Below are 26,470 nucleotides of genomic sequence, written 5' to 3'. Positions count from 1 at the left end.
GCATTAACTGGATTGCTCGCAGTCTCAGCGGAAGCGCAGTATAAGAAAAACGAAAAACGATAATGTTACATAAGGAAAATCGATGCTCGATTACAAGCTGCTCGCCGCGTTAGCGTCCGTGGTGGAGCAGGGCGGTTTCGAACGTGCCGCGCAGGCGCTGGGGCTGTCGCAATCGGCCGTCTCCCAACGCATCAAATTGCTGGAAGCCCGGCTTGGGCAGCCGGTGCTGTTGCGTGCCGCGCCGCCCCGGCCGACGGAGGTCGGTCGTCGCCTGCTCAACCACGTGCAGCAGGTACGGCTGCTGGAGCGTGATCTCCAGGGGGAAGTGCCGGAGCTGGATGAAGGCCGGCTGCCCGAGCGGTTGCGCATCGCCCTCAACGCCGACAGCCTCTCGACCTGGTGGGCTGAGGCCGTGGCCCCGTTCTGTACCGCCCACGGTGTGGTGCTCGATCATGTCCTGGAAGATCAGGACGTCGGCCTCAAGCGCATGCGGGCCGGCGAAGTGGCCGCTTGCGTATGTGCGGTGGAGCGGCCCCTGGCAGGCGCGCGGAGTCAGTTCTTAGGCGCCATGCGTTATCGCGCCCTCGCCAGTCCGAGGTTCGTTGCGCGGCATCTGGGGGGCGGGGCGTCGGCCGAAGCACTCTTGAGGGCACCGGCGATCGTGTTCGGCCCTGACGACCAGCTGCAGCATCGCTATCTCGCATCGCTGGGCTTGAGCGGTGCCTTCAGCCATCACCTGTGCCCATCGTCGGAAGGTTTCGTGCGTCTGCTGCAGAGCGATCTCGGTTGGGGGCTCGTGCCTGAACTTCAGGTGAGTTCGGAACTCGCCAGCGGAGCACTGGTCGATGTGTTCCAGGGCATGCCCATCGACGTCCCGCTTTACTGGCATCACTGGCGCAATGGCGGCGATTTGCTCGCCGAACTGACCCGTCAGCTGGCGCGCTCCGCGAGGCAGTGGCTGGTCGAATGACCTCGCGTCAGTTCACGACACGCTGGCCGCGATAGATGCGCACCGAAAGGTCGGGTCTGGCACTGGCCTGTGGGCGTGGCGGTTTCGTCACGATGGGGGCGGGCATGTCGCTGTAGGTCGCCAGCTGCTTACCCAGCTCGCGCGTCGTTTCATCGCCGGAGCAGAGGCAGGCGGTCAGCATGGCCTGGATGGCGTCGGGTTGGCTCAGGCGGATGTCCAGTTGCTGCTCGTCCCGTAACCGGCGCCGCAAACGCTGCATGCAATCGAGCACAGCCTTGTTGAACTCCATGATGATGAGTTTCTCCTGATCATGCCGTCATCCGATTCTTGGCCCGACATCCGTGTCGGAAAGCGCTATCCACTGGCAGGATTGATGTAGCAACAGGCGTACCAGTTCGCGCCGTCGCAGCCGTGATCGCCTTTGAAACCTGCCAAGGCCAGGCGTGGCCGGCGTTGAGCATGGCCGCAGGATGCGCCGGGCACCGTGCTTGCGAATAGTCGGCGGCGCCTGGATGCCCGATCTTGAGCCGCGGTGGCGACAAACGCCTGCCGAGGGTGCACCCCAGCCGGTCGATCTCGCTGAAGTGGTGCCGCCGAATCGTTATACTGCGCGTTGTTTCTCGCTTCGCGCCATTGAAGGTACCCCATGCGCAACGATGCTCACGACGAACTGGACCACGTACCCAGCCTGACCGCCGGCCGTGGCCGCGACCCCTATCCTGCGCCTGAGCTCGAGCCGATCAGCAAGCCCATGGGTGGTGATCCGGACGATGCACGGCCGCGTCAGAAGCGCCGTGCCTTCAGCACTGCGCCGCTGTGGATCATGATCGTGGCGCTGTTCGCCTCGCTGGTCGCGTTGGGCTGGTGGAGCATGCAGCAGGTGTCCAGGCTCGAGACGCAACTGGTCGCCACCCAGGAAAGCTTTGCGCGCATCAGCGAAGATGCGGCAGGGCGCCTGCAGGATATTTCCGGGAAGGTGGTGGCGACGGAGTCCAGTGTCACTACCGAAGGCGAGGCCCTGAAGCTGCGTATCAAGCAGCTGGAGCAGCAGACGCTGGAACTGGCCGAGCAGCAGCGTGCGATCACGACCCAGCAGGAGAGCCTGACCGGCAAGCAGGGTAATCAAGATCAACGCCTGGATGAGCAGGGCATTCGAATCGGCCGCATCGTCGCCGAAGTACGCGATCACCGGTCGGCGACCACGACGTTGGGCGAGACCGTCCAGGGTGTTGCCGGCGAACAGGCCGAACTCAGATCGTCGGTCTCGCAATTGGAACAGTCGGTGGGAGAACTGGCCACGCTGTCGACTCGCATTGACGGTCTGGACAAGCTGCCCGCCCGGATCGACGGGCTGAACAAGGATATCGCCGCGTTGAAGCAGCGGGGCGATTCCAGCCCGGCGATAACCCGGCTCGAACAGGACCTCTTGATCCTGCGCAGCGAACTGGACAACCGGCCGGCAGCCAGGCCTGGCGTCGATACGTCGGAGTTCGATTCGTTCCGCGCTCAGGTGACCCGCACCATCAATGGGTTGCAGGGCCAGGTCGCCAACCTGCAGCGGCAGATCGACCAGCGCTAGCGTCGAACGGAAAAAACCCGCTGAGCATCGCGCGCAGCGGGTAGGCGAATCAGCCAAACGAGGAGCAGCGGTTTACAGGTCCAGGGCCAGGGACAGCGCGATGCCCTGGTTGCGGTTGTCGTTGCCCTGGTAGTTGTAGTTGGCGCGAAGGCTGAGGCCCGCGGCCAGCTGATGGGCGACGCCCACGCTGAAACGGGTCTGGTCGCCGGTCGGGACGGCGCCGGGTAGGGTGAAGGTGTTGTTCTCGACACTGTTCAGCGACATGCGCAAGTCGTCACGTTCGTCATCCTCGCGTTCCACTTCGCGGGCGACCTCGGCAAACAAGCGGGTGCGCTGCGTGAGGGCGTAGTTGCCGAACAGGCCGACCGATAGACGCAGCGAGTCGAGTTCCTGGTCTTCATAGCTCAAGGCCGTCGCACTGGTGCCTTTCTCGCGGTAGCCGTCCACCTCGATCTTCTGGTAACTCGCGCCGATGAACGGACCGAACTGCAGCGGATCGCCGATCTGCATCAGATTGAAGCCGGTCTTGGCCGCTACGCCCCAGAGCAGCCCTTCAGTGCTGCCCTGTTCGGAGCGTTCGGTTATGCCCAGGGCGAAGGTGCGCTTCAAGTCGTCGTAGTCCAGATAGCCGGCACTGAGGCTCAGATCGGCAAAGAAGCGGTCCTGCTGGTAGCTGGCGAACGCACTCGCCAGGTAGCTGCGCATGTCGTAATCCGAATCCGCGGCGCCCAGGCTCAGTGAATTCTGCGCCAGGCCCAGGCTGAGGCCGGCCAGCCAGTTTTCGCTGATCCTGTTGCTCAGTCCGATGGCCAGCGCAGGGCTGTCGCCGTCACCGCCGCCAAAACCGTCGTACTCCGGTCGGTTGTAGCCGCCCTGGACGAAGGTTCGCCAGGTACCGATCGCCTGCCAGTTGCCACGCTGCACGGCCAGCTCGTTGTCGAGCATCTGCAGGTGATTGCGCAACGCCGAGCGGCCCATCTCGGGCAGCAGCGAGATTTCTGCCGGCGCCGAGAGAATCGAATAGACATAGTCGGCGCTGATCTGGTGGACGGCGGTGGTCGGATGCACGGCGTCGTTGAACAGCAGGCGATTGGGGTCTGCGTTGGCGGTACCCAGGCCGTAGGTTGGATCGAGCTGGCAACCGGCACCTTCGAAACAGACGGCGTTCTGGTTGATCGTCGGGTCGAAACCGAAGCGGGCGAGATCGGCGTGAACCTCCGAGAGCAGCAGGCGGTTGTTGAGCAGCACATAGTTGCCGCCTTGTGCCTGCAGGCCGGCCGCCATCTCTTCGTTGAAGGTGTCGCTGAGACCGTTGAGGAACGATTCGAAGCCCGGCAGGCTGTTGCCCAGGGGTGTGCTGCCCACATCGGGCAGGTCTGAAATGACGATGTAGCGGGCCCCGGCCGCTTGCAGCGAGCCGACGGCTGCGACCATGTTCGCGGCGGCCTGCGCCATCGTGACCGGATAGCCGTTCTGGACGAGCTGGAAAATGTCGTTGGCGCCGCCGTTGAGGTAGTACAGGCCGTTTGGATCGACCTGCGGATTTTCCACCAGATAACCCGGACGGCTGCGCGACAGTCCACCGGCGGCAACGGTCGAAGTACCGATCAGCGAATCCAGAATCTGATCCGAACGGTAACCTCCCACCGCATAGTTGGTACCGTCTGGATTGCCCGTCAGCAGCTCCGGCAGCAGGGGGGTAGAGGGCAGTGACTGCAAGCCCAGGCGATTGGCGAGTACCTGGGTAACAACCTGGCCCGCATACTCGCTGTTGTCAGCGGCATAGGTCGGACCGGTGCGGTTGGTGAAGCGCAGGCCGCCCGTTGGGTTTCCGCCTGCCAGCGGGCTTGCGGTGTCCGGAAAATTGCCGGCATCGCTCAGCGAGTCACCGAAGGTGACGAATTGGCTGTATGGGCCGGTTTGCGCGTGGGCCGCAACGGACGTCCCCGCCAGCAGCACGGCGAGAGCAAGGGGTTTGAGCACGCTCTGCACTTGAGGTATCTCCTTATTGTTATTGGCGTCAGGCGCGTTCGGCGCCGACCTCTCAACGCTAGTCGCCCCGCGTAACCGACATAAGCCCTCGAAAGCGTCATTTTTCAGCCCGCGCCGCTGTCGCTCTAACGGATTACTGACGCGACGGCCGTCTGAATCTATTTGTTACAAATTCAAGAGCGCTCGTTCGTGGTGCGATGGCGCCGGGCGCTGGCCTGCGAATCCGTTAAAGCCGCATGGAGTGTAGGGGCAAGCGATTGACTGTCTGATCACCGTCCAGGCGCAACGGCAAGCGCGGCTCGGTCAGGATCGAATGTCGAGGTGCTACCATTCGCTGCGGCTGACACAAGGGTGTGGATAGCCGTTACCAAGTCTTCTCTCGAGTGATACGAAACATGACGTCCTTGATCGACGTGTTGTCGAGCCGCCTGGCCACCTTGCTGCCCAGTGAACTCAAACCGGACGAGTTCATGAAGCTGATCGTTCCGCACCGCCATTCGCTGTTGCTCAGCCAGCGCCGGGCGACCTTGATCGTCAACCGGGTCAGGCTGTTCGCCTTCCTCTTTGCCGTGCTCACCCCGGTCTGGGGCATCATCGACCTGATGGTTTTCAGCTACCCGCTGTGGCTTGGCCTCGCCACCTTCCGGTTGCTGGCCTGCGCGGCCTTCGCATGCCTCCTACTGTTCTATCGGCCCAGCGGCAACCTGTTCGATGCCTATCGCGCCGTTGCGCTGCTGTTTGCCATTCCTACCCTGTTCTATATCGCCTCGCATACGCTGCTCGGCGGCTTTCAGCTCACGCAACTGTCGGCTGTCGTGGCGACGGGCTATGCCTTTCTACCCTTCGTGCTGATGGCTGGCCTGGCCATATTTCCGCTCACGCTTGTGGAAAACGTCGTGATGGCTTGTGTCTTGCTGCTGGCGCAGGCGTTGGCCGGATATCTGTCGTGGGCGACGCTGAACTGGCCGTCGTTCGCTGGCGGCTTCTGGTTGCTGATCCTGATCGCAGGGGTCACCACGCTCGCGAGCCTCAGCCAATTGGCGTTCATGATCGCTCTGGTGCGCCAGGCCATTCGCGACCCGCTCACCGGCGTCTTCTCGCGCGGCAGCGGTCAGGAAATCCTGCAATTGCAGTGGGATACCGCGCGACGCCACGACACTGGCCTGGCCGTCGCATTCATCGATCTCGACCATTTCAAATCAATCAACGACACCTTCGGCCATGAGGCCGGAGACCTCATGTTGCGTGAATGCACCCAGCACATGCTGTCCAGTCTGCGCAGCACGGACACCTTGTTGCGTTGGGGGGGCGAGGAGTTCGTCGTGATCATGCCTGACACTGATCTCGATCAGGCTCGACTGGCGCTGACGCGCATGGTGCGCAATGGCCTGGGAGCGCGTCCTGACGGCAATCGCCTGACGGCCAGCATCGGGGTGGCCGAACGCTGCGCGGACTTCGCCGAGAGCGCGCGCGGCCTGCTCGAACTGGCAGACAAGCGCATGTACGTGGCAAAAACGACCGGGCGCAACAGGCTCTGCTTCGATACCGATGGCGTGGTCGGCACGCCGTCGGCCGCCGCCTCGAAATGACGGCGTCCCTCAGGCATCAACCGAGAACACATGCTTAAGGTACGCGACGAAGGCTTCGTCCCGACACATGGTCTTGCCGGGGGAGTCGGAGATTTTCGCAACCGGTTGGCCGTTGCAACTGGTCATCTTGATCACCATGTTGGTCGGCTCGACGCCCGGTATGTCACAGGTCAGCTGGGTGCCGATACCGAAGCTGGTATTGCTGCGGCCGGCCAGCGCGCGATAGATGCCAAGTGCCTTTGGAAAGTCGAGGCCATCGGAGAACACCAGTTGCCGGGTCATCGGATCGATGCCGAGGTGGCGGTAGTGGGCGATGGCTTTTTCAGCCCACTCGACCGGGTCCCCGGAGTCATGGCGCAGGCCGTCGAACAGTTTTGCCAGGTACAGATCGAAATCGGCCGTGAACGCATCCATGGTGATGCAGTCGGTGATGGCGATGCCCAGTGCCCCGCGATATTCGCGGGCCCAGCAATCGAGCGCGGCGCTCTGGCTGTCGATCAGCCTGGGCCCCAGCTGCTGGTGCGCCATGATCCATTCATGCGCCATGGTGCCCATGGGCCTGAGCCGGCGCGTCCTGGCCAGGTGCACGTTGCTGGTGCCAACGAAACGCCCCGGGAACCCATCCTTTAGGCGGTCCACGACCATGGCCTGAACCGCATAGGAAAAGCGCCGGCGCGTACCGAAATCGGCAAGATTGAATCCTGTGAGCTCTTCCGCGGTGGCTTCGCCGCGCAGCCATTCGAGCTTTTCGTCGAGCCGTGCCTCGGCTTGCTCGAGCGTCACGTCCGGATAGCGCGCGCGATTGCGCACCTCGCTGATGATGGCCAGCAGCGGCACCTCGAAAAGGATCACATGGAGCCACGGACCTTTCAGGTAGACCACCAGTTCGCCGGCTTCGACCTCGACCCGAACGTAGCGCAGATCGAAGCGAAAGAGCCCCAGAAAGCGAATGAAGTCCGGCTGCATGTAAGGGATCTGGTCGAGGAAGGCGAGTTCGTCCTGGCTGATCTTGAGCTCGGCGAGCGCCTCGATCTGCTGGCGGATCGCATCCAGGTAGGGCGCCAGGTCCTCGCCGGAGCGGCTGCGAAACGCCCATTCGACTTCGGCGTTGGGGTAGTGATGCAGCACAGCCTGCATCATCGTCAACTTGTAGTAGTCGGTATCCAGCAGGCTTTGAACGATACGGTTCGAAAAGATCTTCTCGCTCATCGGCGGCTCCTGAAGGTGCGGGCGGGTATCAGGCTCCTCCGATACCTTCGATCACCTTACCGGTGCCGCCGCAATTTTGGCACTGCCCCGATTCGCTTCGACCACTGCCGTTGCACACCGGACAGATATTTTCGCCGGTGCCAGGTGTTCCCGGCACCGCTTCATCTCCGGGATTGGTTAATGGATTCGCGTTATTAGAGTCGGTCATGTCGATAGCTTCCGTTGGGCTGGTTTGTCATATCGGTCACGGATACATCGATAAAAAACGTTAAAGACGATCAACGTTTTTCATGTGTCGGTTTATTGTCGCCCTGATCGCGCTACTTTAACTTAACGCTAATTGGCGGTAAGCAGTAGAAAAACAAAAAGGGCAAGGTTTAACCCTTGCCCTTTTTGTAGCGGGACAAATCAGCTATTGCTGCTGCGTCCACCACCGTGGCTGTTTTGCCCGCCTTTGCGGCCTGCTTCCGAGGCCTTTTCGCGGTCGTTGGCGAAGTTGCCGCCACTGTTGTGGCCGCCTTTCTTGCCTGCTTCCGACGCTTTTTCGCGATCATTGGCAAAGTTGCCGGGATTCTTGTTTGGCATGTCTTTTTCTCCTCAATGGATACAGACTCTACAGGGCTGACAATACTCATCAGCCTTCATGATTTCAGAGCCCGGTTACGCCTCAGGAGTTTCCACGCGTAACAAACGGCAGACGAATGGTTGTCGTGGCTAATTCGAACTACGGTTGTTATGAAACAAGCGAAACGGAACCCGCTTAGTTGCAGTTTCGTTTGAACTAACGCCGCCACGTTGATTGCATACAGCCAGTACCCGCTGGCCGTTCCGCTGCCCAATTGACCGGACTCAAGGGCCGTGGCGCGAGCGCCGTACAAATGTCACCACTGGCAGGGTTTCGTGAACCGTTCGTGGTGAAAGCGACCGCTCCCGGTCGCGTTGCCAATCGAACCGCTACGCGCCGCCGGGCTCTATAGCTTTGTCTATTGGCGAGCCTGTGGAGGCAGCATGGAAAACTATCACATCACGCAAGACGGCGACCGTTGGGTACTGCGCGAGGAAGGAGACAAGCGGGCGCTGCTCGAAGCCGCGACCAAGGAAGACATCATCAACGAAACCCGTGACTACATGAAGCTGCGTACCGCTTCAGTGAAGATTCATACCCAGGATGGCAAGATCGAGGAGGAACGGACCTACCCACGTGACCAGGACCCCCGTGCGACCAAAGGCTGAAGTCAGGCGGGCCGTGGGTCGACGCGCCGCCGGGCGGGCCGCGTGACCCGTGCGACCGTCCAGCAGGCAAGGATGAATGGCATCGTCAGGGCGGGCAGACTCAACTGATCGAACACCAGCTTGCAACCTATGGCCAGTGCGATGCCCAGCGCGGGTACCCACGCCGAGCGGTGCACCTGGCTCAGCGCCAGCGCCGCCAGGGCGGGGTTATAGCCGGCCAGCCCGGCGAGCGCCTGCGCCTCGGTCACCCCGGTCAGTAGCGCGCAGTACACACCGAGCGCCGAGCCGCAAAGTGCCCATAGCCCTGATCGAATGTCGGCGACCAGAACGGCCAGCAGCAGGCAAAGCCCTGCCTGCGGGCCACCGAGGAACATGACCTGGCCAATGCCGCTTGCCATGGCACTCAGCGCCCCCAGGGCGTCCGGTGCGGACTCGGCTAAGGTGGTGGCCGTGGCCGGGGCGAGCATGCCGGCGACCGCCAGCGTCACCCAGCCCAAGAGCACGAACGCCAGCGTGAACACCGCCGGCCCGCCACGCTCGCGCATGACGTTCAACAGGCGCCTTTGCAACACGCTCGAAAGCGCCCCGCCGAGTGTTGCCAGGAGCAGCGCCCATGCAGAAGGGCCCAGTGCGAGGCTGATCAGCAGGCCCAGCAGAGCGGAGTTGTAGCCGTACAGCCCGGTCTCGATGTCCTGGCGCGCATAGCCCAGCCACCAGGCGGTCAGCGTACCGCTGAGCAAACCGAGCAGGCAGCCGGCCAGCAGCGTAGGCGCATGGAGGATGATTGCGACCAGGATCAGTAACCCGCATGCCGGGTTCGCCTGAAGGAAAATCTGGCTGAGGCCGTTGAGTACCGCATGGGCGGCGTGCGGAAAAGGGCGGCGCCACATGGTTAGCCGCGACGAGCGAGCGGCAGCCCGGCCCACCGGCCAAAGCGGGCCTGCGCTCCGGCAGGTGCGGGGCCGCGCGGGTGAAAACAGGCGCTGCCGACGACCAGCAACAAGGCCGAGGCATGGCCGTGAACGGGCTCGATCACGAACCAGCGCGGGGTGTTCATCGTGTCTGTGAGTCCGGATTCTCGACCCATGAGTGTTTGGCCTTGATGCCCGCTGGCGGACGGACGAGCACTGCGTTCACTTGCCCGTCTCGTCCGCTGAGAATCATCTAATTGAGCGTCTCGATCCGCAGGGAGTTGGTCGTGCCGGGCTGGCCCAGCGGCACGCCAGCGGTAATCACCACGGTATCGCCGGTACCGGCCATGCCCTGTGCTCGGGCGAGTTCGAGGGCGTTCAGGCAAACGTGCTCCATGTCATGCATCGGCGCATCGATGACCGAGTAGACGCCCCAGGCCACGGTCAGCTTGCGGGCAGTCGCGACGTTGGGCGTCAGGCTGAGGATCGGCGTACTTGGCCGCTCGCGAGAGGCGCGCAGGCTGGAACGGCCGGACTCGGTGTAGTTCACCAGCACCGCGACCGGCAGAATCGAGCTGATTCGGCGGATCGCGCAACTGATGGCGTCTGGCAGCGTGGCTTCGGCGTTTGGCCGATGCACGTCGAGCTGAGCCTGGAAGTCGGGGCCGCTTTCCACTTGCCGAATGATCTTGCTCATCATGCTTACTGCTTCGTGCGGGTAGTCGCCCGACGCGGTTTCGGCCGAAAGCATCACCGCATCGGCGCCTTCGGCCACAGCGTTGGCCACGTCAGTGACCTCGGCGCGCGTCGGTGCAGGAGAGAAGCGCATCGACTCGAGCATCTGCGTGGCCACGACCACCGGACGCCCGAGCTGGCGGCAGGTGCGAACGATATTCTTCTGGATACGCGGCACGTTTTCGGCCGGTACTTCTACTCCCAGATCACCTCGCGCCACCATGATCGCGTCGCTCAGCCGGGCGATCTCGCGCAGATGCTGCACCGCCGAAGGCTTCTCGATCTTGGCCATGAGAAAGGCGCGGCCGTCGATCAGCCCGCGTGCTTCATGGATGTCCTGGGGGCGCTGCACGAAGGAAAGCGCCACCCAGTCGACACCCAGCTCCAGGCCGAAGGCCAGATCGCGGCGATCCTTGTCAGTCAGCGGGCTCAGCTCCAGCACCGCTTCGGGCACGTTGACTCCTTTGCGGTCCGACAGCTCACCGCCCGCGACCACGCGTGTGTCGATCGCGTTGTCATGTTTGGCGATGACGGTCAGGCGCAGGCGGCCATCGTCCACCAGCAGGCTCATGCCAGGCTGCAGCGCGTCGATGACTTCCGGATGGGGCAGATTCACGCGGCTACTGTCTCCCGGTGTCGGGTCGAGATCGAGGCGCAGGGTCTGGCCGCGCACCAGCTGGACCTTTCCTTCAGCGAAACGCCCAACCCGCAGTTTGGGACCCTGCAAATCCATGAGGATACCGATCGGCTGATTCAGCTCGCGCTCCACCTCGCGTATCCAGGCGAAGCGTTCGGCGTGGTCGGCGTGCTCGCCGTGGCTGAAGTTGAGGCGGAACAGGTTGACGCCGTTCTCCACCAGCTCGCGCACATCGGCAATGCTGCGGGTGGCCGGTCCGAGGGTGGCGAGAATCTTGACCTTCTTGTCGGGTGTCATGGCAGGGCTCTATCGGCAGTGGTTGATGACGCGTGTAACAGACGCGTGTAGCAGACGCGCGTACAGACGGACGCTTGAGGCGAACGCGCGTTGCCACCGCCCTCACGGCGATGGCGGCAGGACCAGGATGGCGCGAAAGTCATTGACGTTGGTGCGGGTCGGGCCGGTCATCAGCAGGGCATCGAGTGCCTGGAAATAACCGTAGCCATTGTTGTTGGCCAGTTCGTCGGCCGCGTTCAGGCCGAGCGCTTCGGCGCGGGCGAAGCTGTCCGGCGTCATCAGCGCGCCGGCGTTGTCTTCCGAGCCGTCGATACCGTCGGTATCACCGGCGAGCGCATAGACGTTCGCCAGTCCCTGCAGGTTTTCCGTGAGGCTCAGGAGGAACTCGGCGTTGCGGCCGCCACGGCCGTTTCCGCGTACCGTCACTGTGGTTTCGCCGCCGGAGAGAATGACGCAGGGCGGGGTGATCGGCTGTCCATGCAGCACCACCTGGCGAGCGATGCCTGCATGGACCTTGGCCACTTCCCGCGACTCGCCTTCCAGGTCGCCGAGAATCAGCGGCGTGATTCCAGCCGCGCGGGCTTTCTCCGCCGCCGCATCGAGCGATTGTTGTGGCTTGGCGATCAGTTGGAAATGGCTGCGTGACAGGCACGGGTCGTTCGGTTTGACGGTTTCCGAGCGCGGGTCCTCCAGCCAGGCGCGCACATGCTGCGGGATCTCGATGTCGTAGCGCGCCAGGATGGCCAGCGCCTCGGCAGACGTCGTCGGGTCGGCCACGGTCGGACCGGAGGCGATCACCGTCGCCTCGTCGCCGGGTACGTCGGAAATCGCGTAGGTGTAGACGCTGGCCGGCCAGCAGGCCTTGGCCAGCCGACCGCCCTTGATCGCGGAGAGATGCTTGCGCACGCAGTTCATCTCACCGATGTGCGCGCCGGAGCGCAGCAGCGCCTTGTTGATGGCCTGTTTGTCGGCGAGGCTGATGCCCTCGGCCGGAAGCGCCAGCAGCGAGGAACCGCCACCGGACAGCAAAAAGATGACCCGGTCGCTTTCGTCGAGATTGCTGACCAGCTCCAGGACTCGACGGGCGACGCGCTCGCCCGCATCGTCCGGCACGGGATGCGCGGCTTCGACCACCTCGATCTTGCGACAGTCGGCGCCATGGCCATAGCGCGTGACGACCAGGCCGGACAGTTCGCCTTCCCAGACACCTTCGATGGCTTCGGCCATGGCTGCAGCGGCTTTGCCGGCGCCGATGACGATGGCGCGTGCGCTGCGATCGGCGGGCAGATGGTCGGCCAGCACCTGGCGTGGATGGGCGGCGTCGATGGCGGCGGTGAACAGCTCGCGCAGCAAGGCTTGCGGGTCGAGGCTCATGTACAGCTCCTTCTATTGGATTCTGCTGCCGATTCCAGACCTTAGGGCTCGATAACGCAAGCATTAAGGTCTGGAATCGACCCACCCGGCAGTCGGGCCGTGACACCTTCTGCCGGACAGGTCGAAAGGATGCCGCCCGAAGGCGGCGAGGAAAGCGGCTGTCGACCGGGGCGTCGCGTCGTGGGGAAGCGGTGATTCCAAGCGCCCCGTGAGACATCCGTTTTCCTGTGTGGCGTTGAGCGCAGCGCCATCCTGCGTCGCTGTCTGGGTCCAACGCAGGATGGCGCGGCTCAACTCAACTCAGGTCATGCTTTGCGGATCGAGAAGTTGGCCATGTGCTCCAGCCCCTTGATCAGCGCGGAATGGTCCCAGCCGCTGCCGCCAATGGCCGCGCAGGTGCTGAACACCTGCTGGGCGTTAGCGGTGTTGGGCAGGTTCAGACCCAGCTCGCGAGCGCCGGCCAGCGCCAGGTTCAGGTCCTTCTGGTGCAGGCTGATGCGGAAGCCTGGATCGAAGGTGCCCTTGATCATGCGTTCGCCATGCACTTCAAGAATCTTCGAACCGGCGAAGCCGCCCATCAGCGCTTCACGTACCCGTGCCGGATCGGCGCCGTTCTTCGCCGCGAACAGCAGGGCCTCGCCGACGGCCTGGATATTCAGCGCGACGATGATCTGGTTGGCCACCTTGGCGGTCTGGCCGTCACCGTTGCCGCCTACCAGGGTGATGTTCTTGCCCATGGCCTGAAACAGCGGCAGGGCGCGAGCGAAACTGTCCTCGCTACCGCCGACCATGATCGACAACGTGGCGGCCTTGGCACCGACTTCGCCACCCGACACGGGCGCATCGAGGTATCGGGCACCGGTGGCGTCGATCCTTTCGGCGAATTGCTTGGTGGCACTAGGGGAGATCGAACTCATGTCGATCACCAGTTTGTTGGGGCCGACACCCTCGGCGATGCCGTTCTCGCGGAACAATACGTCTTCGACCTGCGGGGTGTCCGGCACCATGATGATGATGAATTCAGCTTCCAGAGCCACTTCCTTCGGGCTGGCCAGGGCGACGGCGCCCGCTTCGATCAACGCGGCGGGAGCCCGGTCGTGGTGTTCGGAAAGAAAGAGGCTGTGCCCGGCTTTGAGAAGGTTCTGAGCCATGGGCAGGCCCATGATGCCGGTGCCGATAAATCCGATTTTAGCCATGATGTTTTCCTCTTGATTCAGTCTGGGTCGCTGCAACACTGTCGGTTGGCAAGACGCTGTCGAAACCGCCCGCGGCCGGAGGCCTGGGCCAACATCCACCGTTCCGCGTGGCCCGGGGGCCTCGTCTTGCCTGCATCGGGTGTGTTCTCAACGGTTTAGATGGCGTTGTGCGTTTTCAGCCAGCCGAGGCCGGCCGTGGTAGTGGTGGCCGGCTTGTATTCGCAACCGACCCAGCCCTGATAGCCGATGCGGTCCAGATGCTCGAACAGGAAGCGGTAATTGATCTCGCCGGTACCCGGTTCGTTGCGGCCTGGGTTGTCGGCGAGCTGTACATGGTTGATCGCCGCCAGGTTGGTTTCGAGGGTTCGCGCCAGATCACCTTCCATGATCTGCATGTGATAGATGTCGTATTGCAGGAAGAGGTTGCTGCTGCCGACCTTGGCGCGAATCTCCATGGCCTGCGAGGTGTTGTTGAGGAAGAAGCGCGGGATGTCGCGGGTGTTGATCATTTCCATGACCAGTCGGATACCGACGGCTTCGAGCTTCTTGGCCGCGTAGCGCAGGTTCTCGATGAAGGTCATTTCCAGCGTACCCAGGTCTGCGCCCTTCGGTGCGATACCGGCGAGGCAGTTGATCTGCGTATTGCCCAGCACCTTGGCGTAGGCGATGGCCTGGTCTACGCCTGCACGAAATTCCTCGACCCGCTCAGGATCGCAAGCGACGCCGCGGTCACCCTTGGCCCAGTCGCCGGCTGGCAGGTTGAACAGCACCTGGGTCAGGCCGTTGGCGTCCAGGCGGGCCTTGATGTCCTCGACCGGGTAGTCGTATGGGAACAGGTACTCGACGCCGGTGAAGCCTGCTTCGGCAGCGGCGGCAAAACGGTCGAGGAAATCCATCTCGGTGAACAGCATGGACAGGTTGGCGGCAAAACGGGGCATGGTGTTTCTCCTTTTTTGTCTGTAGGGACAATCCGGTGATGCTCGTGGTGGTCGCGCGGCACGCGGCCATCCTCGGTGTGGCGGTTTCGGTGGATGTGCTTCGCGACATTCACACCTACGGGCCCGACGTGTTCCTGCCCGTAGGACGGAAGACCGTGAAGCGTCTTCCGCGCGTTTGGTCAATCAGTCCAGCAGCCCAACCGCGGTCGGGGCGTCTTGGCGGCCCTGGGCCAGCGCCTCGAATTCGTTGACGGCGTCGATCTCGGTACCCATCGCGATGTTGGTGACGCGCTCGAGAATCACCTCGATCACCACCGGCACCTGATGCTCGGCCATCCAGGCCTGGGCCTGTTCGATGGCCGGGCGCAACTCTTCCTGCCTGAACACCCGGATCGCCTTGCAGCCCAGGCCCTCCACCACGGCGACGTGGTCGACCCCGTAGCCTTCCATACCGCTCTGGTCGGCATTGATGTTCTCGAAGCCCAGCTGCACGCAGTAATCCATTTCGAATCCGCGCTGTGCCTGACGGATCAGCCCGAGGTAGGCGTTGTTCACCAGGATGTGGATGTAGGGCAGCTTGAACTGCGCACCCACCGCCAACTCCTCGATCATGAACTGGAAGTCGTAGTCGCCGGAAAGCGCCACCACCTTGCGTTGCGGGTCGGCCGCGACCACGCCGAGCGCTGCCGGAATGGTCCAGCCGAGCGGGCCGGCCTGGCCGCAGTTGATCCAGTGGCGCGGCTTGTAGACGTGCAGGAACTGCGCGGCGGCGATCTGCGACAAGCCAATGGTGCTGACGTAGCAGGCATCCTTGCCGAATGCGTTGTTCATGCATTGGTACACGCGCTGCGGCTTCATCGGCACGGAGTCGAAGTGCGTCTTGCGCAGCAGGGTGCGCTTGCGCTCCTGGCAGTCGGCAGCCCATGGCGTGCGATCCGGCAACCTGCCGGCGGCCTTGCGTTCTCTGGCGACTTCGACGAACAGCTTCAGCGCGGCGCCGGCGTCGGAGGTGATGCCGAAGTCCGGCGAGAATACCCGGCCGATCTGGGTCGGCTCGATATCCACGTGTACGAAGGTCCGGTCCTTGGTATAGACCTCGACCGAACCGGTGTGACGGTTGGCCCAGCGGTTACCGATGCCGAGCACGAAATCCGAGGCCAGCATGCTGGCGTTGCCGTAGCGATGGCTGGTCTGCAGCCCGCACATGCCGGCCATCAAGGGATGGTCATCGGGGATCGAGCCCCAACCCATCAGCGTCGGGATCACCGGGACGCCAACGGTCTCTGCGAATTCCACCAGCAGCGCTTCGGCGCCCGCGTTGTAGATGCCGCCGCCGGCCACGATCAGCGGGCGTTCGGCAGCGCAGAGCATGTCGATGGCCTTTTCGATCTGCTTGCGGGTCGCGGCGGGCTTGTACACCGCCAGCGGCTCGTAGGTGTCCACGTCGAATTCGATCTCGGCCATCTGTACGTCGAACGGCAGGTCGATCAGCACCGGACCGGGGCGACCCGAGCGCATCACGTGGAAGGCTTGCTGGAACACGCGCGGCACCAGGGCCGGCTCGCGCACGGTAACCGCCCACTTGGTCACCGGCTTGGCAATCGATTCGATATCCACCGCCTGGAAATCTTCCTTGTACAGGCGAGCGCGCGGCGCCTGGCCGGTGATGCAGAGAATCGGGATGGAGTCGGCCCAGGCCGAATAGAGGCCGGTGATCATGTCAGTGCCGGCGGGGCCGGAGGTGCCGATGCAGACGCCGATGTTGCCCGCCTTGGTACGGGTATAACCCTCGGCCATGTGCGAGGCGCCTTCGACGTGGCGAGCGAGAATGTGGCGGATACCGCCGTCGGCGCGCAGGGCAGAGTACAGCGGGTTGATCGCGGCACCGGGGATGCCGAAGGCGGTGTCGATACCTTCCTTGCGCAAGACCGCAACCGCGGCATCGATTGCTCTCATTCGGGCCATGGATCGTTCCTCCTACGTGTACTCGATAGTTTTTATACGTGGCCCAAGCATGCAGCGCTGGAACCCGAGGCGGAATTGGCCGAAACTTCAGTTCTGTCGATATCAGGAGTATCGAATGGATCGCTACACCACCTTGCACAGCTTCGTTCTGGTCGCTGAGAACGGCAGCTTCGCCGCCGCGGCGCTCAAGGAAGGCGTCACGCCGGTGGTCATGGGCCGGCGCCTCGACGCGCTGGAGCGCCACCTGGGCGTCAAGTTGATGCACCGCTCGACCCGTGGGTTGGCGTTGACCGATCTGGGCGAGCAGTATCTGGAACGCGCGCGCGGGCTGCTCAAGGATTTCGACGAAGCGGACGCCAGCATCAGCCACGACCGCACCTCGGTGCGCGGGCACCTCGTGGTGTCGGCGCCCGCCGCGTTCGGCCGCCGCCACATCGGCCCGCACGCGCCGGCTTTCCAGGCGCGTTATCCGGACCTGCAACTGTCGTTCAATTTCACCGACAGCGTGGTCGATCTGGTGCGTCACGGCTACGACATGGGCATCCGTATCGGCGAGGTGACCGACCCCAATTACGTCGCCATCAAGCTGTTCCCAAACCGCCGCGTGGTCTGCGGCGCGCCGGAGTATTTCGAGCGGCAGGGCGTGCCCCGCACGCTGGAAGACCTCTCGCGGCATAACTGCCTGGCGTTCAACCTGCAGGGCGGGCAGCAGCGCGGCTGGACCTTTCTGCGCGACGGTAAACAAGTGGCGGTGCGCGTGTCGGGCAACCTCGACTGCAACGACGGCGAGCTGCTGTTCGACTGGGTCAAGCAGGGCATCGGCATCGGCTGGCGCTCGACCTGGGAGATTCAGGCCGAACTCAAGCGCGGCGAACTGGTGACAGTGCTCGATGGGTTCGCGCTGTCGGCCTACGACATCCAGGCGGTCTATCCGCAGCAGCGGTATCTGCCGGCCAAGGTACGTTTCTTCATCGACTACCTGAAGGCGATCTACAACGCACCCGGCTACTGGGAGGTCCGCTGAGCCTGAGGCGAATCCGCTAGCGGCCAACCGGGTCGAACCTCGGGGGCCGGCTGCTAGTCTCAGCACAGACAGCTATCGGTGCGAGGCTACCCGTGGATTCTCTGAAAATCGCCACCTTCAACATCAACGGCATTCGTGCGCGCCGGGCCAACCTGCTCGACTGGCTTGAGCGTGAACAGCCCGATGTGGTCTGCCTGCAGGAACTCAAGGCTCAGGACGCGGACTTTCCCATCGACGATATCCGCGCCGCCGGCTACGGGGCGATCTGGCATGGGCAGAAATCCTGGAATGGCGTGGCGATACTCTCACGCGGTGATGACCCTCTCGAGATTCGCCGCGGCCTGCCTGGCGATCCGGACGACAGCCACAGCCGTTATCTGGAAGCCGCGGCCCACGGCGTCATCGTCGCCTGCCTCTACCTGCCCAACGGCAATCCGCAACCGGGGCCGAAATTCGACTACAAGCTCGCCTGGTTCGAGCGTCTGATCGAGCATGCGGCCGGCCTGTTCGACAGCGGTCATCCGGTGGTGCTGGCCGGCGATTACAACGTCGTGCCCACCGATGAGGACATCTATAACCCGCGGTCCTGGACCAAGGATGCGCTGCTGCAGCCGGAAAGCCGTGCCTGCTATGAGCGTCTGCTGGAGCAGGGCTGGACCGATGCGTTGCGCGCCCGGTATCCCGACGAGCGCATCTACACGTTCTGGGATTACTTTCGCCAGCACTGGCAGAAAAACGCCGGCCTTCGTATCGATCATTTGCTGCTCAGTGCCGATCTGGCGCCCCGCCTGCTCGATGCCGGCGTGGACCGCTGGGTGCGCGATCAGGCGCATGCCAGCGACCACGCACCGACCTGGATCACGCTGGCCACAGGCGATGCGGAAGCCAGTCCGCCGAAAAAACCGTCCAGGCGCCGATCGTCGTCCGCGACCGGGCAGCCGCGTGATGAGCGCTAGGCTCAAGGCAGGGCTCGGTAACCCGTTCCGGTCTTGTGTCTGAGTCCGTCGGCACGCCTGGATTCTTCCGATGGAAGAACGAAAGGAGCACCCATGATGAACCGGGATTCTGATCTGGTTGGCGGCAATGGATCACCGTTGAAAGTGGCAGGTGACGACCGGAGCGAGCTGTCCATCGATGAGGTGCTGAGCGAGGCCCTGCATGCGGTGCGGGCCCACTTGCGAATGGATGTCGCCTTCATCGGCGAGTTTCGCGAAGGGCTGCGGGTGTTTCGCCACATCGAGGGCAGCCATCGCAGCATGGCATTGACGGTCGGCGAGGGCGGGCCGCTGGAAGAAAGCTATTGCCAGCGCATCATCGACGGTCGCCTGCCTGAATTGATCCGCGATGCGCCTGAGTTCAAGGAAGCGCTGGCGCTTCCCGAAACCCGGAGCATTCCGATCGGCGCACACATGAGCGTACCTATCCGCTTCAGCGATGGTTCGCTCTACGGCACCTTCTGCTGCTTCAGTCGGCAAGCGGACCAAAGCCTCGACGACACCGATCTGGGAGCCATGCGCCTGTTCGCCCGCTTCGCTGGCGGGCTGCTCGAGCGGCATGCACTCAGCGCTCAGCAACGCAGCGAGAAATCAGAGCGCATCAGGGCGGTGATCCAGCGGCGGGACTTCTGGATGGTCTATCAGCCGATCTTCCATCTGGCTCACAACGTCGTCGTCGGGTACGAGGCGCTGGCGCGTTTTCGCCCCGAACCCTATCGTGCGCCGGACCGCTGGATGGACGAGGCGGGCGAGGTCGGGCTGCGCACGGAGCTGGAAACCGTCCTGCTCGAAACCGCGCTCGACGGCCTGCGCCTGATACCCGATGACGTGTACCTGTCGTTGAATGTCTGCCCTGACGCGCTGCTCGATGGTTCGGTGGTCGAACTGCTCGCCAGGCAACCCTTGCATCGCCTGATGCTCGAAGTCACCGAGCATCGATCCATCGTCGACTATGCGCTGATCGCCACGATCCTCGAGCCGTTGCGTCAGGCTGGCCTGCGCCTGGCGGTGGACGATGCGGGCGCCGGTTACGCCAGTTTCCGCCACATCCTCAAGCTCAAACCCGATGTGATCAAGCTGGACCGGAGCCTGATTAGTAATCTCGACAGCGACAGCGATTGCTGTGCGATGGCCGCAGCGCTGATCCGGTTCGCCGAGCAGACCGGCAGCAAAATCATCGCCGAGGGCGTCGAAACGGATGCCGAGCTGGCGGTTCTGCGCGGGTTGAAGGTGACCAAGGCCCAGGGCTACCTGTTGGGCATGCCGCAGCCTCTGGACGAGCCGGGTCGCTGAGGCAGGCACGGGGCGCATGCCGCATCGAGGCGGTGCGACCGGTCGCCGGGGCCACGTTGCGATGAGCCGCGCGTGGTGCGCATGGGCGGGGCCGTCTACAATCCAGTCCGCCGCGTCTTGTCTTGTCGGCGTGCGTGCCGGTCGTCGCCCTGCCGGTGCGCTGGCTCATTCCAATCCGGCTGGAGTTTCCAGTTTCCCCATGTTCAACCCCCGTCGCGCCCCGGTCTGGATCGCTGCCCTGGCGATGCTGCTGCATCTGGTGATGATGCCCCTGATGGGGGGCAGTGCGCCGATGCCCCGCATGGCCGGACACTGCCCGGTGACCGAGACCAGCCGGCAGGCTGTACAGGCGCTCGCCCTGCACGAGCACCTTGCGGGCCACGGCAGCCACGCAGCGCCTGGCGGCGAAACGCCCGCGCCTGCGCACCACTCCGACATGCCCTGTTGCTGCGCGGCGGGATTGCTGGTGGCGATACCGGGCAATGCGCCGGCGCTGAATCCACCGCGGCTGGCGCGCTCATGCGCCGTCGCGCCGGCGCTTTCGCCGCCGCTATCGCCACGTCATCGCTGGCCCAGCCTCAACCCTCGCGCTTCTCCGTACGCCTGATCGTCTCGAACTGGACCTGGATCCCACCCGTCTGCCGCCTGAGTTCGGCTGGCGGCGATCCGCGTTGCCCTCCCGGTGGCGGAAGGGCGTTGTTTTTCGATCGAGTGAGCCTTCATGTCATCATCCATTCCTGGCACCCAGCCCGAGGCGCCACCCCTTGCCGCGCGGGCGCAGCGCCCCCTGTTGGCGCTGGTCGTCCGTTTGCATCTCTGCGTGGGCCTGTTCGTCGGCCCGTTCATCCTCCTGGCGGCCTTGAGCGGCTTGGTCTATGCATTGACGCCACAGCTCGAGAACCGACTGTATGCCGAGCAGTTGTTCACCCACAGCGAGGGCCAACCGTTGCCGCTGGCACGCCAGGTGGAGACCGCCCAGCGCCATGTCGGCTCGGCGGCAACGCTGGCGGCGGTGCGTCCGGCACCGCGACCCGGCACCACCACGCGGGTCATGTTCAACGCACCGGGCCTGACGGCTTCACAGAGCCACGCCGTGTTCATCGACCCGGTGACGGCTGAGATTCGCGGCGATCTGCCGGTATACGGCACCACTGGGGTGCTGCCGCTGCGGACCTGGCTCGATCAGCTCCATCGCAGCCTGCTACTGGGCGAGCCGGGCCGGCTCTACAGTGAGCTGGCAGCGTCCTGGCTGTGGGTGGCGGCACTGGGCGGGCTGGTGCTCTGGACGATCCGCCGCCGTGCTGGGCGCTCGGCCAGCACGCAAGCTCTACGGCGCTGGCATGCCACGCTGGGGGTGTGGCTGCTGGTGGGGTTGCTGTTCTTTTCCGCCACGGGGCTCACCTGGTCGCGCTGGGCGGGAGGCAACATCGGCGTGGCAAGGGCCGCGTTCGGTATGTCCACGCCAAGCGTATCGACGGTACTGGCTGGCGAGGCTACGGCTCCCGCCGCTGAACATGCCCACCACCACGGAATGCCGATGGCGTCGGGCGAGGCCGTCGCCCCCGCGTTGTTCGATGCCGTGCTGGCAGTCGCGCGACGCAGCGGGATCGATGCCGCCAAGCTGGAAATCGTGCCCGCCGCCGGGCCTGATCGAGCCTGGACGGTGACTGAGATCGACCGCAATTGGCCGACTCAGGTTGACGCGGTCGCTGTCGACCCGCGCACCTTGGCGGTTACCGATCGCATCGATTTCGCGACCTTTCCGCTGGCCGCGAAGCTGACGCGCTGGGGCATCGACGCGCATATGGGGTCGTTGTTCGGCCTGGCCAACCAGCTATTGCTCGCGGTCACTGCGCTCGGTCTGGCGACGCTGGTGATCTGGGGTTACCTGATGGCGTGGCGCCGTCGTTCGTCTGTGCGCGGCACCGGGCTGCTGCAGGCGTTTCGCGGTCTTTCTCCAGCGACTCGCCTGACCACGGTAGCGGTGGCGGCGCTGTTCGGTTACTGCCTGCCGGTGCTTGGCGGCAGCCTGCTGCTGTTTCTTTTTGCCGAGTGGGCAGTGGCCGGGTGGCGACGAACCGATCACGCGCGCCGTCGGCAGGCCGGTTAAGCCGTCATCGCCCGGCGCTGGCCTGCCAGCCACCGCCGAGGACCTGATAGAGGCGGATGAGCGCGTTGAACTGGCGCTCGCGCAGTTGCACGACGGTGAGCTCGGTATCGAACAGGTTGCGCTGGGCGTCGAGGGTTTCGAGGTACGACGAATACCCGGCGCGATAGCGATCTCGCGCGTAGGTCAGTGAACGTGCGAGCACCGCGCGGCGCGCCTCGACGCGCTCGATCTGCCGTTGCAGATTGCCCACCGCGGACAGGCTGTCCTCCACGTCCGCGAACGCCTCCAGCGTGGTGGCGCGATAGGCGATGGCCGCCTGATCGCGCTGCGCAACCGCGATGTTCACCCCGGCTTCCAGGCGCCCCGCGGCGAAGATCGGCGCGAGAACGCTGGCGCCGATATCCCAGATGCGGACCGGGTCGAAGTCATGCGAATCGACGAAAAGCTGGCCCAGGCTGGCCGATAGCTGCACTTGCGGCAGGAAAAGGTCGCGCTGGGCCTGCAGGTTGATATCGCTCGCGGCCAGCAACAGCTCGGCCTGATGGATGTCCGGTCGCCGCCTCAGCAGTTCCGAGGGCAGTACGTCGGGTACGGGCGGCAGCCTCAGCGATAGCAGACCCTCGCCGCGTTGCACCGTACCGGGCAACTCGCCGATCAGCAGGCGCAGCACCTGTTCCTGCTCGTTGATCGCCTGTTGCAGCTGGGGCAGAAGCTGCGCCGTGGCTTCGAATTCGGACTGCGCCTGGCTCAGTTCCAGTTGCGAGGTGTAGCCGAGGCTGGCGCGGTCCTCGGCAACGCGCAGTGCCTGCTGGCGCGAGTCCACCGTTTCACGCGTCACCGACAACTGACGGTCCAGCGAAAGCAGTGAGACATAGGCGCGTGCCGTGGTGCTGGCAACCGCCAGGCGCACGGCATCGCGCTCGGCCTCAGTGGCCCGATACTGCAACTCGGCCGCCGCCCGCAGGCGCCGCAGTCGGCCCCAGACATCCAGCTCGTAGGACACCTGAAGCGCAGGCTGAACCGCGGTGGTATGGGTGAGGCCGAGCACGCTGAGCTCCCGCGCACGTTGTGCGCCGACGGTCGCATCGAGACTGGGTAGCAGCGAGGCGCGCGACAGGCGGATCTGCTCACGTGCCTGATCGACCCGGGCAGCGGCGCTCAGTATGTCCGTGTTGTGCGCCAGCGCGGCGTCGACCAGCGCCGTGAGCCGTGCATCGCCGAATGCCTGCCACCAGTTCGCCGACAGCGCCGCCTGGCCGGCGCCATCGGCTCGCCAGCTGTCAGGCGTCGTCCGTTCGGCTTCGGGAGGCGGCGGCTGATGGGGCGGCATACAGCCGCCCAACGCCAACAGCAACAGTGCAAGAGCGCACGGCAGGGCGTTGACCGGACCGCTCATCTCGCGACATCCGCAGCCGGTTCGTCGGCGCGTGCCGTATCGACGTAGGTGACGACCGACAGGCCTGGACGCAACCGTTCGCTAAGGGGCTGGTCCGGGTCGATGGCGATGCGCACCGGCACCCGTTGCACGACCTTGGTGAAATTGCCAGTGGCATTGTCCGGCCGCAGCAGGCTGAATTCCGAGCCGGTCGCTGGCGCCAGGCGTTGCACCCGACCGGTCAGGCGCGCGCCATCCAGCGCGTCCACCTCAATGGTCACCGGTTGCCCCGGCCGCATGGCGAAGGTTTGGGTTTCTTTGTAGTTGGCGATGACCCACAGCTGCTCGGGTACGAGGTAGAGCAACTGCGCGCCCGCTGCCACGTATTGCCCTTGGCGAACCGTTACTTCACTGACGCGACCGTCACGCGGGGCCGTGATCACGGTGTTGTCGAGATCGATCTGGGCGCGCTTGAGTGCCGCCTCGGCGATCTCGACCTGCGCCTGCAGCCCACCGCGCGAGACTTCGCTGGCCTTGAGCGTCTGTTCGGCGATCGCGATCGCCGCCTGGGCCTGCGCGACGGCGGCGCCTGCGGCGCGCGCACTGGCGCGTATCTGGTCACGCTCACGGATCGATACCGAGCCGCGCGCGGCCAGCTCGTTGACACGCTTTTCGTCAGCCGCCGCGCGCAGCCGCTCCGCTTCGGCAGCAGACCGCTCGGCTCGTCGCGATTGCAGCGTGGCGCGGTTGGATGCCAGGGTCTGTTCGAGATTTTCCAACTCGAACCGTCGTGCCGACAGCTCGGCGCGGCGCTGTTCGACCAACTGGCGATACTGGCGATCATCGATCCTGACCAGCGGCTGACCCTGCCTGACCGCTTCGAAATCCTGCACCGTCACTGCGGTGACATAGCCGTTGACCTGGGGCGCGAGTACGGTGATCTGCCCTCGTACATAGGCGTTCTCGGTGACCGCGACGTGATTGCTGAACGGCCATAGCTGCCAGGCGTAGAGAATTGCCAGCACACCGGTCAGCGCCACCAGGACCATCAGCAGCACCGACCGGCGACTGGGCCTGATCGTCTTGGGTGGATCATCCGGCGCCGGGCCGGCATCAGTCGCCGAGGCCGATGCTTCGGGCAACGGGGTCGTCTGCAGAGCCTGGTCCTCGGACTGGCGATTGTCACTCATGGAGGGGAAACGTTCCTGTTCTGCCGCGCGATGCGCAGGGTGTGGTAGAGCGTCCAGCCGAATACGCCGATGGCAAGCAGGCCAACCAGCCGGAACACATCGTTGAACGCCAGCACGTTGGCCTCGCGGGTGGCAGCCTGGCCCAGCTGCGCCGCGCTCTGCGCCTGGCGTAACTGCGGGTCGCTCTGGCGCGGTGCCAGCGTCTGATCCTGCGCCTGCATGCGTCGGGCGACGCGCGGATCGCCAGGGATCACTTGTTCGGTGAGGTAACTGGAATGGTGTTTCTCGCGCAACACCTGATAGGTGCCGAACAGCGCCGGCGCCGCCAGCCCGCCGAGACTCTGGGTCATGGTGAACAGCACGATGAAGCTGACCAGATAATTGGGGCCGTTGCGCAGCGCCTTGCCGATGCCGGTGATCAGCAGCGGACCGAGGAACATTCCGCTGGCAAAGGCCAGCAGGCCCTGGCTGAGAAACATGTCGTGAGGGCGAGTGAGGCTGGTCGCCTCGATGTCGAGGAAGCTGGCCACGGCTATCAGCACGATCGACAGCAGTATTTGCGCGAGCGCGGTGGCTGGGCTGAATGTCAGCGCACTGCCGGCAATGCCCATCGTCAGACCCAACAGAATGACAGCGTACAGCGGTTGTAGCTGCTCGGTCCCCATGCCCAGCGTCTGCAGCAGGCCGACCGCGCCGTAGGTCTGCTCCGAGAGCAACAGGCGCAGTGCCAGCGCGCCAAAGGCAAAACGCAGCATTTCGGCGGTGCCCAGCCAGCGCGTGTGCAGCAGGGGATTGCGTCGGTGATGCTCGATCATGAAGGCGGCGCACGTGAGCAACAGCGCCGCGATCAAGGCATAAGCCAGCCAGGGCTGCTCGGTCCACCAGAGGATGCGGCCCTGGGCCAGCACCGCTGCGGTCAGCGCCAAGGCGGGGGCGAGCAGGGCGAAGGTGACGAAATCCAAGGGTTCGAAGACCTTGATGCGCTCGCCCAGCGGCAGCTTGAGCACGACCACCGCGGCCAGCGAGCAAAGCGCCAGGCCGCTTTCGAACAGATACAGCCTGTGCCACTCGCCCATTTCCAGCAGCGCTGGCGACATCAGCCACGCCAAGGGTGTGCCCAATTGCGAGATGCCGAAGCCGATGATCACGCCCTTCGGCAGGTCTGCCTTGCGAAAGGCCTGCAGCATATAGAAAAGGCCCAGGGACGACGTAGTGGCGGCGGCCAGCCCGCTGGCGGCGCGCACGAAGATGGCCATGCCCATGCCCTCGACAAAAACGTGCGCGATGCTCAGCAGCGCGTACAGCGTCAGGCCGATCTCGGCGAAGCGGCGCAGGCCGTACTGCTGGCGAAACTTGATCATCAGCAGATTGGCCGACACGTTGACCATGAAATAGGCCGCCGGCAGCCATGCCGCCTGCGACGGCGTCAGGCCGAGGTCGCCCTGGATGCTCGGCAGATTGGCAATGAACAGCGCGTTGCCGAGCCCGCCAGTGATGCCGACCAGCACCGCAACGCAGGCGTAGGCGATGCGCACCGGCGTCGGGTGCAGCAGGGTCGCTGGCGAACCCGGCATGGACGGGCGTTCATGGGGTTCCCAGCGGGGTACGGGAGCGAGGTATTCCGGCATGTCGTGCAGGACTCGGCGGTTGGGTCAGGGGCTTGCGAACGACCGCCAAGCCGGCGGACATCCATTACGACACCTGCCAGCACGAAATGATTGGTCACATCATGGCGGTCGGTGGGTTCGGCTGGATCTTGCTTGCCGGCGGGCCCTCGACGGCCGGGCCGGCTGAACCTTTGCCGAAGCGCGACAGTCGACTCAACAGGTTGGCCGTGCTGCTTACGGCCTCTGACTGA

23 protein-coding genes are annotated in these 26,470 nt (G+C 64.3%); 9 read left to right on the top strand and 14 right to left on the bottom strand.

The annotated features are described in order from the left end of the window. Positions 1-82: 82 nt before the first annotated feature. Entirely contained in the window at positions 83-970 is an 888-nt protein-coding gene (locus GQA94_RS19580; protein ID WP_158189577.1) for a LysR family transcriptional regulator ArgP, read from the top strand. A 7-nt stretch (positions 971-977) separates the two neighbouring features. On the opposite strand, the gene GQA94_RS19575 is transcribed toward GQA94_RS19580, so the two are convergent. Beyond that, positions 978-1,259 carry a hypothetical protein gene (locus GQA94_RS19575; RefSeq protein ID WP_158189576.1) on the bottom strand — a complete coding sequence of 94 codons (282 nt, stop codon included), beginning with the start codon at positions 1,257-1,259 and terminating at the stop codon, positions 978-980. A gap of 357 nt (positions 1,260-1,616) precedes the next feature. On the opposite strand from GQA94_RS19575, the gene GQA94_RS19570 reads away from it, so the two are divergent. Then, on the top strand, positions 1,617-2,549 hold the full coding sequence (locus GQA94_RS19570) for an ATPase (protein WP_158189575.1): 933 nt from the start codon (positions 1,617-1,619) through the stop codon (positions 2,547-2,549). A gap of 72 nt (positions 2,550-2,621) precedes the next feature. Here GQA94_RS19570 and GQA94_RS19565 read toward each other — a convergent pair whose 3' ends face one another. Then, positions 2,622-4,541 carry an autotransporter outer membrane beta-barrel domain-containing protein gene (locus tag GQA94_RS19565; protein WP_158189574.1) on the bottom strand — a complete coding sequence of 640 codons (1,920 nt, stop codon included), beginning with the start codon at positions 4,539-4,541 and terminating at the stop codon, positions 2,622-2,624. A gap of 395 nt (positions 4,542-4,936) precedes the next feature. Here GQA94_RS19565 and GQA94_RS19560 point away from each other — a divergent pair, with 395 nt between their 5' ends. Continuing rightward, on the top strand, positions 4,937-6,130 hold the full coding sequence (locus tag GQA94_RS19560) for a GGDEF domain-containing protein (RefSeq protein WP_158189573.1): 1,194 nt from the start codon (positions 4,937-4,939) through the stop codon (positions 6,128-6,130). 9 nt (positions 6,131-6,139) lie between these two features. On the opposite strand, the gene pncB is transcribed toward GQA94_RS19560, so the two are convergent. The 3 genes from pncB to GQA94_RS19545 all read right to left on the bottom strand — a co-directional run bounded on the left by pncB (position 6,140) and on the right by GQA94_RS19545 (position 7,924). Further along, positions 6,140-7,339 carry a nicotinate phosphoribosyltransferase gene (gene pncB / locus GQA94_RS19555; RefSeq protein WP_158189572.1) on the bottom strand — a complete coding sequence of 400 codons (1,200 nt, stop codon included), beginning with the start codon at positions 7,337-7,339 and terminating at the stop codon, positions 6,140-6,142. A gap of 28 nt (positions 7,340-7,367) precedes the next feature. After that, positions 7,368-7,547 carry a hypothetical protein gene (locus GQA94_RS19550; RefSeq protein WP_158189571.1) on the bottom strand — a complete coding sequence of 60 codons (180 nt, stop codon included), beginning with the start codon at positions 7,545-7,547 and terminating at the stop codon, positions 7,368-7,370. A 200-nt stretch (positions 7,548-7,747) separates the two neighbouring features. Further along, positions 7,748-7,924, bottom strand: coding sequence for a general stress protein (locus tag GQA94_RS19545; RefSeq protein WP_158189570.1), 177 nt, complete (start codon positions 7,922-7,924; stop codon positions 7,748-7,750). Between the two features lie 423 nt (positions 7,925-8,347). Between GQA94_RS19545 and GQA94_RS19540 the strand changes: the two genes are divergently transcribed. Continuing rightward, positions 8,348-8,572, top strand: coding sequence for a DUF2188 domain-containing protein (locus GQA94_RS19540; protein WP_158189569.1), 225 nt, complete (start codon positions 8,348-8,350; stop codon positions 8,570-8,572). 2 nt (positions 8,573-8,574) lie between these two features. Here GQA94_RS19540 and GQA94_RS19535 read toward each other — a convergent pair whose 3' ends face one another. From GQA94_RS19535 to gcl, 6 genes are all read right to left on the bottom strand, one after another. After that, positions 8,575-9,462: an urea transporter gene (locus GQA94_RS19535; protein ID WP_158189568.1), complete on the bottom strand. Its 888-nt coding sequence runs from the start codon at positions 9,460-9,462 to the stop codon at positions 8,575-8,577. Between the two features lie 274 nt (positions 9,463-9,736). Then, positions 9,737-11,152 carry a pyruvate kinase gene (pyk, locus tag GQA94_RS19530; RefSeq protein ID WP_158189567.1) on the bottom strand — a complete coding sequence of 472 codons (1,416 nt, stop codon included), beginning with the start codon at positions 11,150-11,152 and terminating at the stop codon, positions 9,737-9,739. A 102-nt stretch (positions 11,153-11,254) separates the two neighbouring features. Next, entirely contained in the window at positions 11,255-12,526 is a 1,272-nt protein-coding gene (locus tag GQA94_RS19525) for a glycerate kinase type-2 family protein (RefSeq protein ID WP_158189566.1), read from the bottom strand. Between the two features lie 305 nt (positions 12,527-12,831). Next, complete coding sequence (locus tag GQA94_RS19520) at positions 12,832-13,722, bottom strand: 2-hydroxy-3-oxopropionate reductase (RefSeq protein WP_158189565.1); 891 nt, start codon at positions 13,720-13,722, stop codon at positions 12,832-12,834. Between the two features lie 155 nt (positions 13,723-13,877). Continuing rightward, on the bottom strand, positions 13,878-14,660 hold the full coding sequence (gene hyi / locus GQA94_RS19515; protein WP_158189564.1) for a hydroxypyruvate isomerase: 783 nt from the start codon (positions 14,658-14,660) through the stop codon (positions 13,878-13,880). A gap of 183 nt (positions 14,661-14,843) precedes the next feature. Further along, positions 14,844-16,625 (bottom strand): glyoxylate carboligase, encoded by a 1,782-nt coding sequence (gcl, locus tag GQA94_RS19510; RefSeq protein WP_158189563.1) that lies wholly within the window; start codon positions 16,623-16,625, stop codon positions 14,844-14,846. Between the two features lie 115 nt (positions 16,626-16,740). On the opposite strand from gcl, the gene GQA94_RS19505 reads away from it, so the two are divergent. The 5 genes from GQA94_RS19505 (at position 16,741) to GQA94_RS19485 (ending at position 22,047) form a co-directional block, all read left to right on the top strand. Continuing rightward, entirely contained in the window at positions 16,741-17,649 is a 909-nt protein-coding gene (locus GQA94_RS19505) for a LysR family transcriptional regulator (RefSeq protein WP_158189562.1), read from the top strand. Between the two features lie 92 nt (positions 17,650-17,741). Continuing rightward, complete coding sequence (xth, locus tag GQA94_RS19500; protein WP_158189561.1) at positions 17,742-18,605, top strand: exodeoxyribonuclease III; 864 nt, start codon at positions 17,742-17,744, stop codon at positions 18,603-18,605. A gap of 96 nt (positions 18,606-18,701) precedes the next feature. Further along, complete coding sequence (locus GQA94_RS19495) at positions 18,702-19,937, top strand: sensor domain-containing phosphodiesterase (RefSeq protein WP_233270188.1); 1,236 nt, start codon at positions 18,702-18,704, stop codon at positions 19,935-19,937. 199 nt (positions 19,938-20,136) lie between these two features. Then, positions 20,137-20,544 (top strand): DUF2946 family protein, encoded by a 408-nt coding sequence (locus GQA94_RS19490; protein WP_158189559.1) that lies wholly within the window; start codon positions 20,137-20,139, stop codon positions 20,542-20,544. Between the two features lie 114 nt (positions 20,545-20,658). Further along, entirely contained in the window at positions 20,659-22,047 is a 1,389-nt protein-coding gene (locus GQA94_RS19485; RefSeq protein WP_158189558.1) for a PepSY-associated TM helix domain-containing protein, read from the top strand. 4 nt (positions 22,048-22,051) lie between these two features. Here GQA94_RS19485 and GQA94_RS19480 read toward each other — a convergent pair whose 3' ends face one another. The 3 genes from GQA94_RS19480 to GQA94_RS19470 are packed head-to-tail and all read right to left on the bottom strand — an operon-like array spanning position 22,052 to position 26,186. Then, positions 22,052-23,443, bottom strand: coding sequence for an efflux transporter outer membrane subunit (locus tag GQA94_RS19480; protein ID WP_158189557.1), 1,392 nt, complete (start codon positions 23,441-23,443; stop codon positions 22,052-22,054). Then, positions 23,440-24,612 (bottom strand): HlyD family secretion protein, encoded by a 1,173-nt coding sequence (locus GQA94_RS19475; RefSeq protein ID WP_158189556.1) that lies wholly within the window; start codon positions 24,610-24,612, stop codon positions 23,440-23,442. The genes GQA94_RS19480 and GQA94_RS19475 overlap by 4 nt, the downstream gene beginning before the upstream one ends. Further along, entirely contained in the window at positions 24,609-26,186 is a 1,578-nt protein-coding gene (locus GQA94_RS19470) for an MFS transporter (RefSeq protein ID WP_158189555.1), read from the bottom strand. The genes GQA94_RS19475 and GQA94_RS19470 overlap by 4 nt, the downstream gene beginning before the upstream one ends. Positions 26,187-26,470: the final 284 nt, after the last annotated feature.

It is taken from the genome of Stutzerimonas stutzeri (assembly GCF_009789555.1).
In the GTDB taxonomy this organism is placed as follows: domain Bacteria; phylum Pseudomonadota; class Gammaproteobacteria; order Pseudomonadales; family Pseudomonadaceae; genus Stutzerimonas; species Stutzerimonas stutzeri_R.
This window is presented reverse-complemented; position numbering and strand designations above follow the sequence as displayed.

Excerpts from the sequence above, each read along its gene's own strand:
- GQA94_RS19495 (WP_233270188.1), top strand. The coding sequence starts at position 18,702 with ATGAACCGGGATTCTGATCTGGTTGGCGGCAATGGATCACCGTTGAAA.
- GQA94_RS19520 (WP_158189565.1), bottom strand. The coding sequence starts at position 13,722 with ATGGCTAAAATCGGATTTATCGGCACCGGCATCATGGGCCTGCCCATG.
- GQA94_RS19575 (WP_158189576.1), bottom strand. The coding sequence starts at position 1,259 with ATGGAGTTCAACAAGGCTGTGCTCGATTGCATGCAGCGTTTGCGGCGC.
- GQA94_RS19470 (WP_158189555.1), bottom strand. The coding sequence starts at position 26,186 with ATGCCGGGTTCGCCAGCGACCCTGCTGCACCCGACGCCGGTGCGCATC.
- GQA94_RS19525 (WP_158189566.1), bottom strand. The coding sequence starts at position 12,526 with ATGAGCCTCGACCCGCAAGCCTTGCTGCGCGAGCTGTTCACCGCCGCC.
- GQA94_RS19580 (WP_158189577.1), top strand. The coding sequence starts at position 83 with ATGCTCGATTACAAGCTGCTCGCCGCGTTAGCGTCCGTGGTGGAGCAG.
- GQA94_RS19485 (WP_158189558.1), top strand. The coding sequence starts at position 20,659 with ATGTCATCATCCATTCCTGGCACCCAGCCCGAGGCGCCACCCCTTGCC.
- GQA94_RS19505 (WP_158189562.1), top strand. The coding sequence starts at position 16,741 with ATGGATCGCTACACCACCTTGCACAGCTTCGTTCTGGTCGCTGAGAAC.
- pyk (WP_158189567.1), bottom strand. The coding sequence starts at position 11,152 with ATGACACCCGACAAGAAGGTCAAGATTCTCGCCACCCTCGGACCGGCC.
- GQA94_RS19490 (WP_158189559.1), top strand. The coding sequence starts at position 20,137 with ATGTTCAACCCCCGTCGCGCCCCGGTCTGGATCGCTGCCCTGGCGATG.
- pncB (WP_158189572.1), bottom strand. The coding sequence starts at position 7,339 with ATGAGCGAGAAGATCTTTTCGAACCGTATCGTTCAAAGCCTGCTGGAT.
- GQA94_RS19475 (WP_158189556.1), bottom strand. The coding sequence starts at position 24,612 with ATGAGTGACAATCGCCAGTCCGAGGACCAGGCTCTGCAGACGACCCCG.
- GQA94_RS19545 (WP_158189570.1), bottom strand. The coding sequence starts at position 7,924 with ATGCCAAACAAGAATCCCGGCAACTTTGCCAATGATCGCGAAAAAGCG.
- GQA94_RS19560 (WP_158189573.1), top strand. The coding sequence starts at position 4,937 with ATGACGTCCTTGATCGACGTGTTGTCGAGCCGCCTGGCCACCTTGCTG.
- gcl (WP_158189563.1), bottom strand. The coding sequence starts at position 16,625 with ATGGCCCGAATGAGAGCAATCGATGCCGCGGTTGCGGTCTTGCGCAAG.
- hyi (WP_158189564.1), bottom strand. The coding sequence starts at position 14,660 with ATGCCCCGTTTTGCCGCCAACCTGTCCATGCTGTTCACCGAGATGGAT.
- GQA94_RS19570 (WP_158189575.1), top strand. The coding sequence starts at position 1,617 with ATGCGCAACGATGCTCACGACGAACTGGACCACGTACCCAGCCTGACC.
- GQA94_RS19550 (WP_158189571.1), bottom strand. The coding sequence starts at position 7,547 with ATGACCGACTCTAATAACGCGAATCCATTAACCAATCCCGGAGATGAA.
- GQA94_RS19540 (WP_158189569.1), top strand. The coding sequence starts at position 8,348 with ATGGAAAACTATCACATCACGCAAGACGGCGACCGTTGGGTACTGCGC.
- GQA94_RS19535 (WP_158189568.1), bottom strand. The coding sequence starts at position 9,462 with ATGTGGCGCCGCCCTTTTCCGCACGCCGCCCATGCGGTACTCAACGGC.
- GQA94_RS19480 (WP_158189557.1), bottom strand. The coding sequence starts at position 23,443 with ATGAGCGGTCCGGTCAACGCCCTGCCGTGCGCTCTTGCACTGTTGCTG.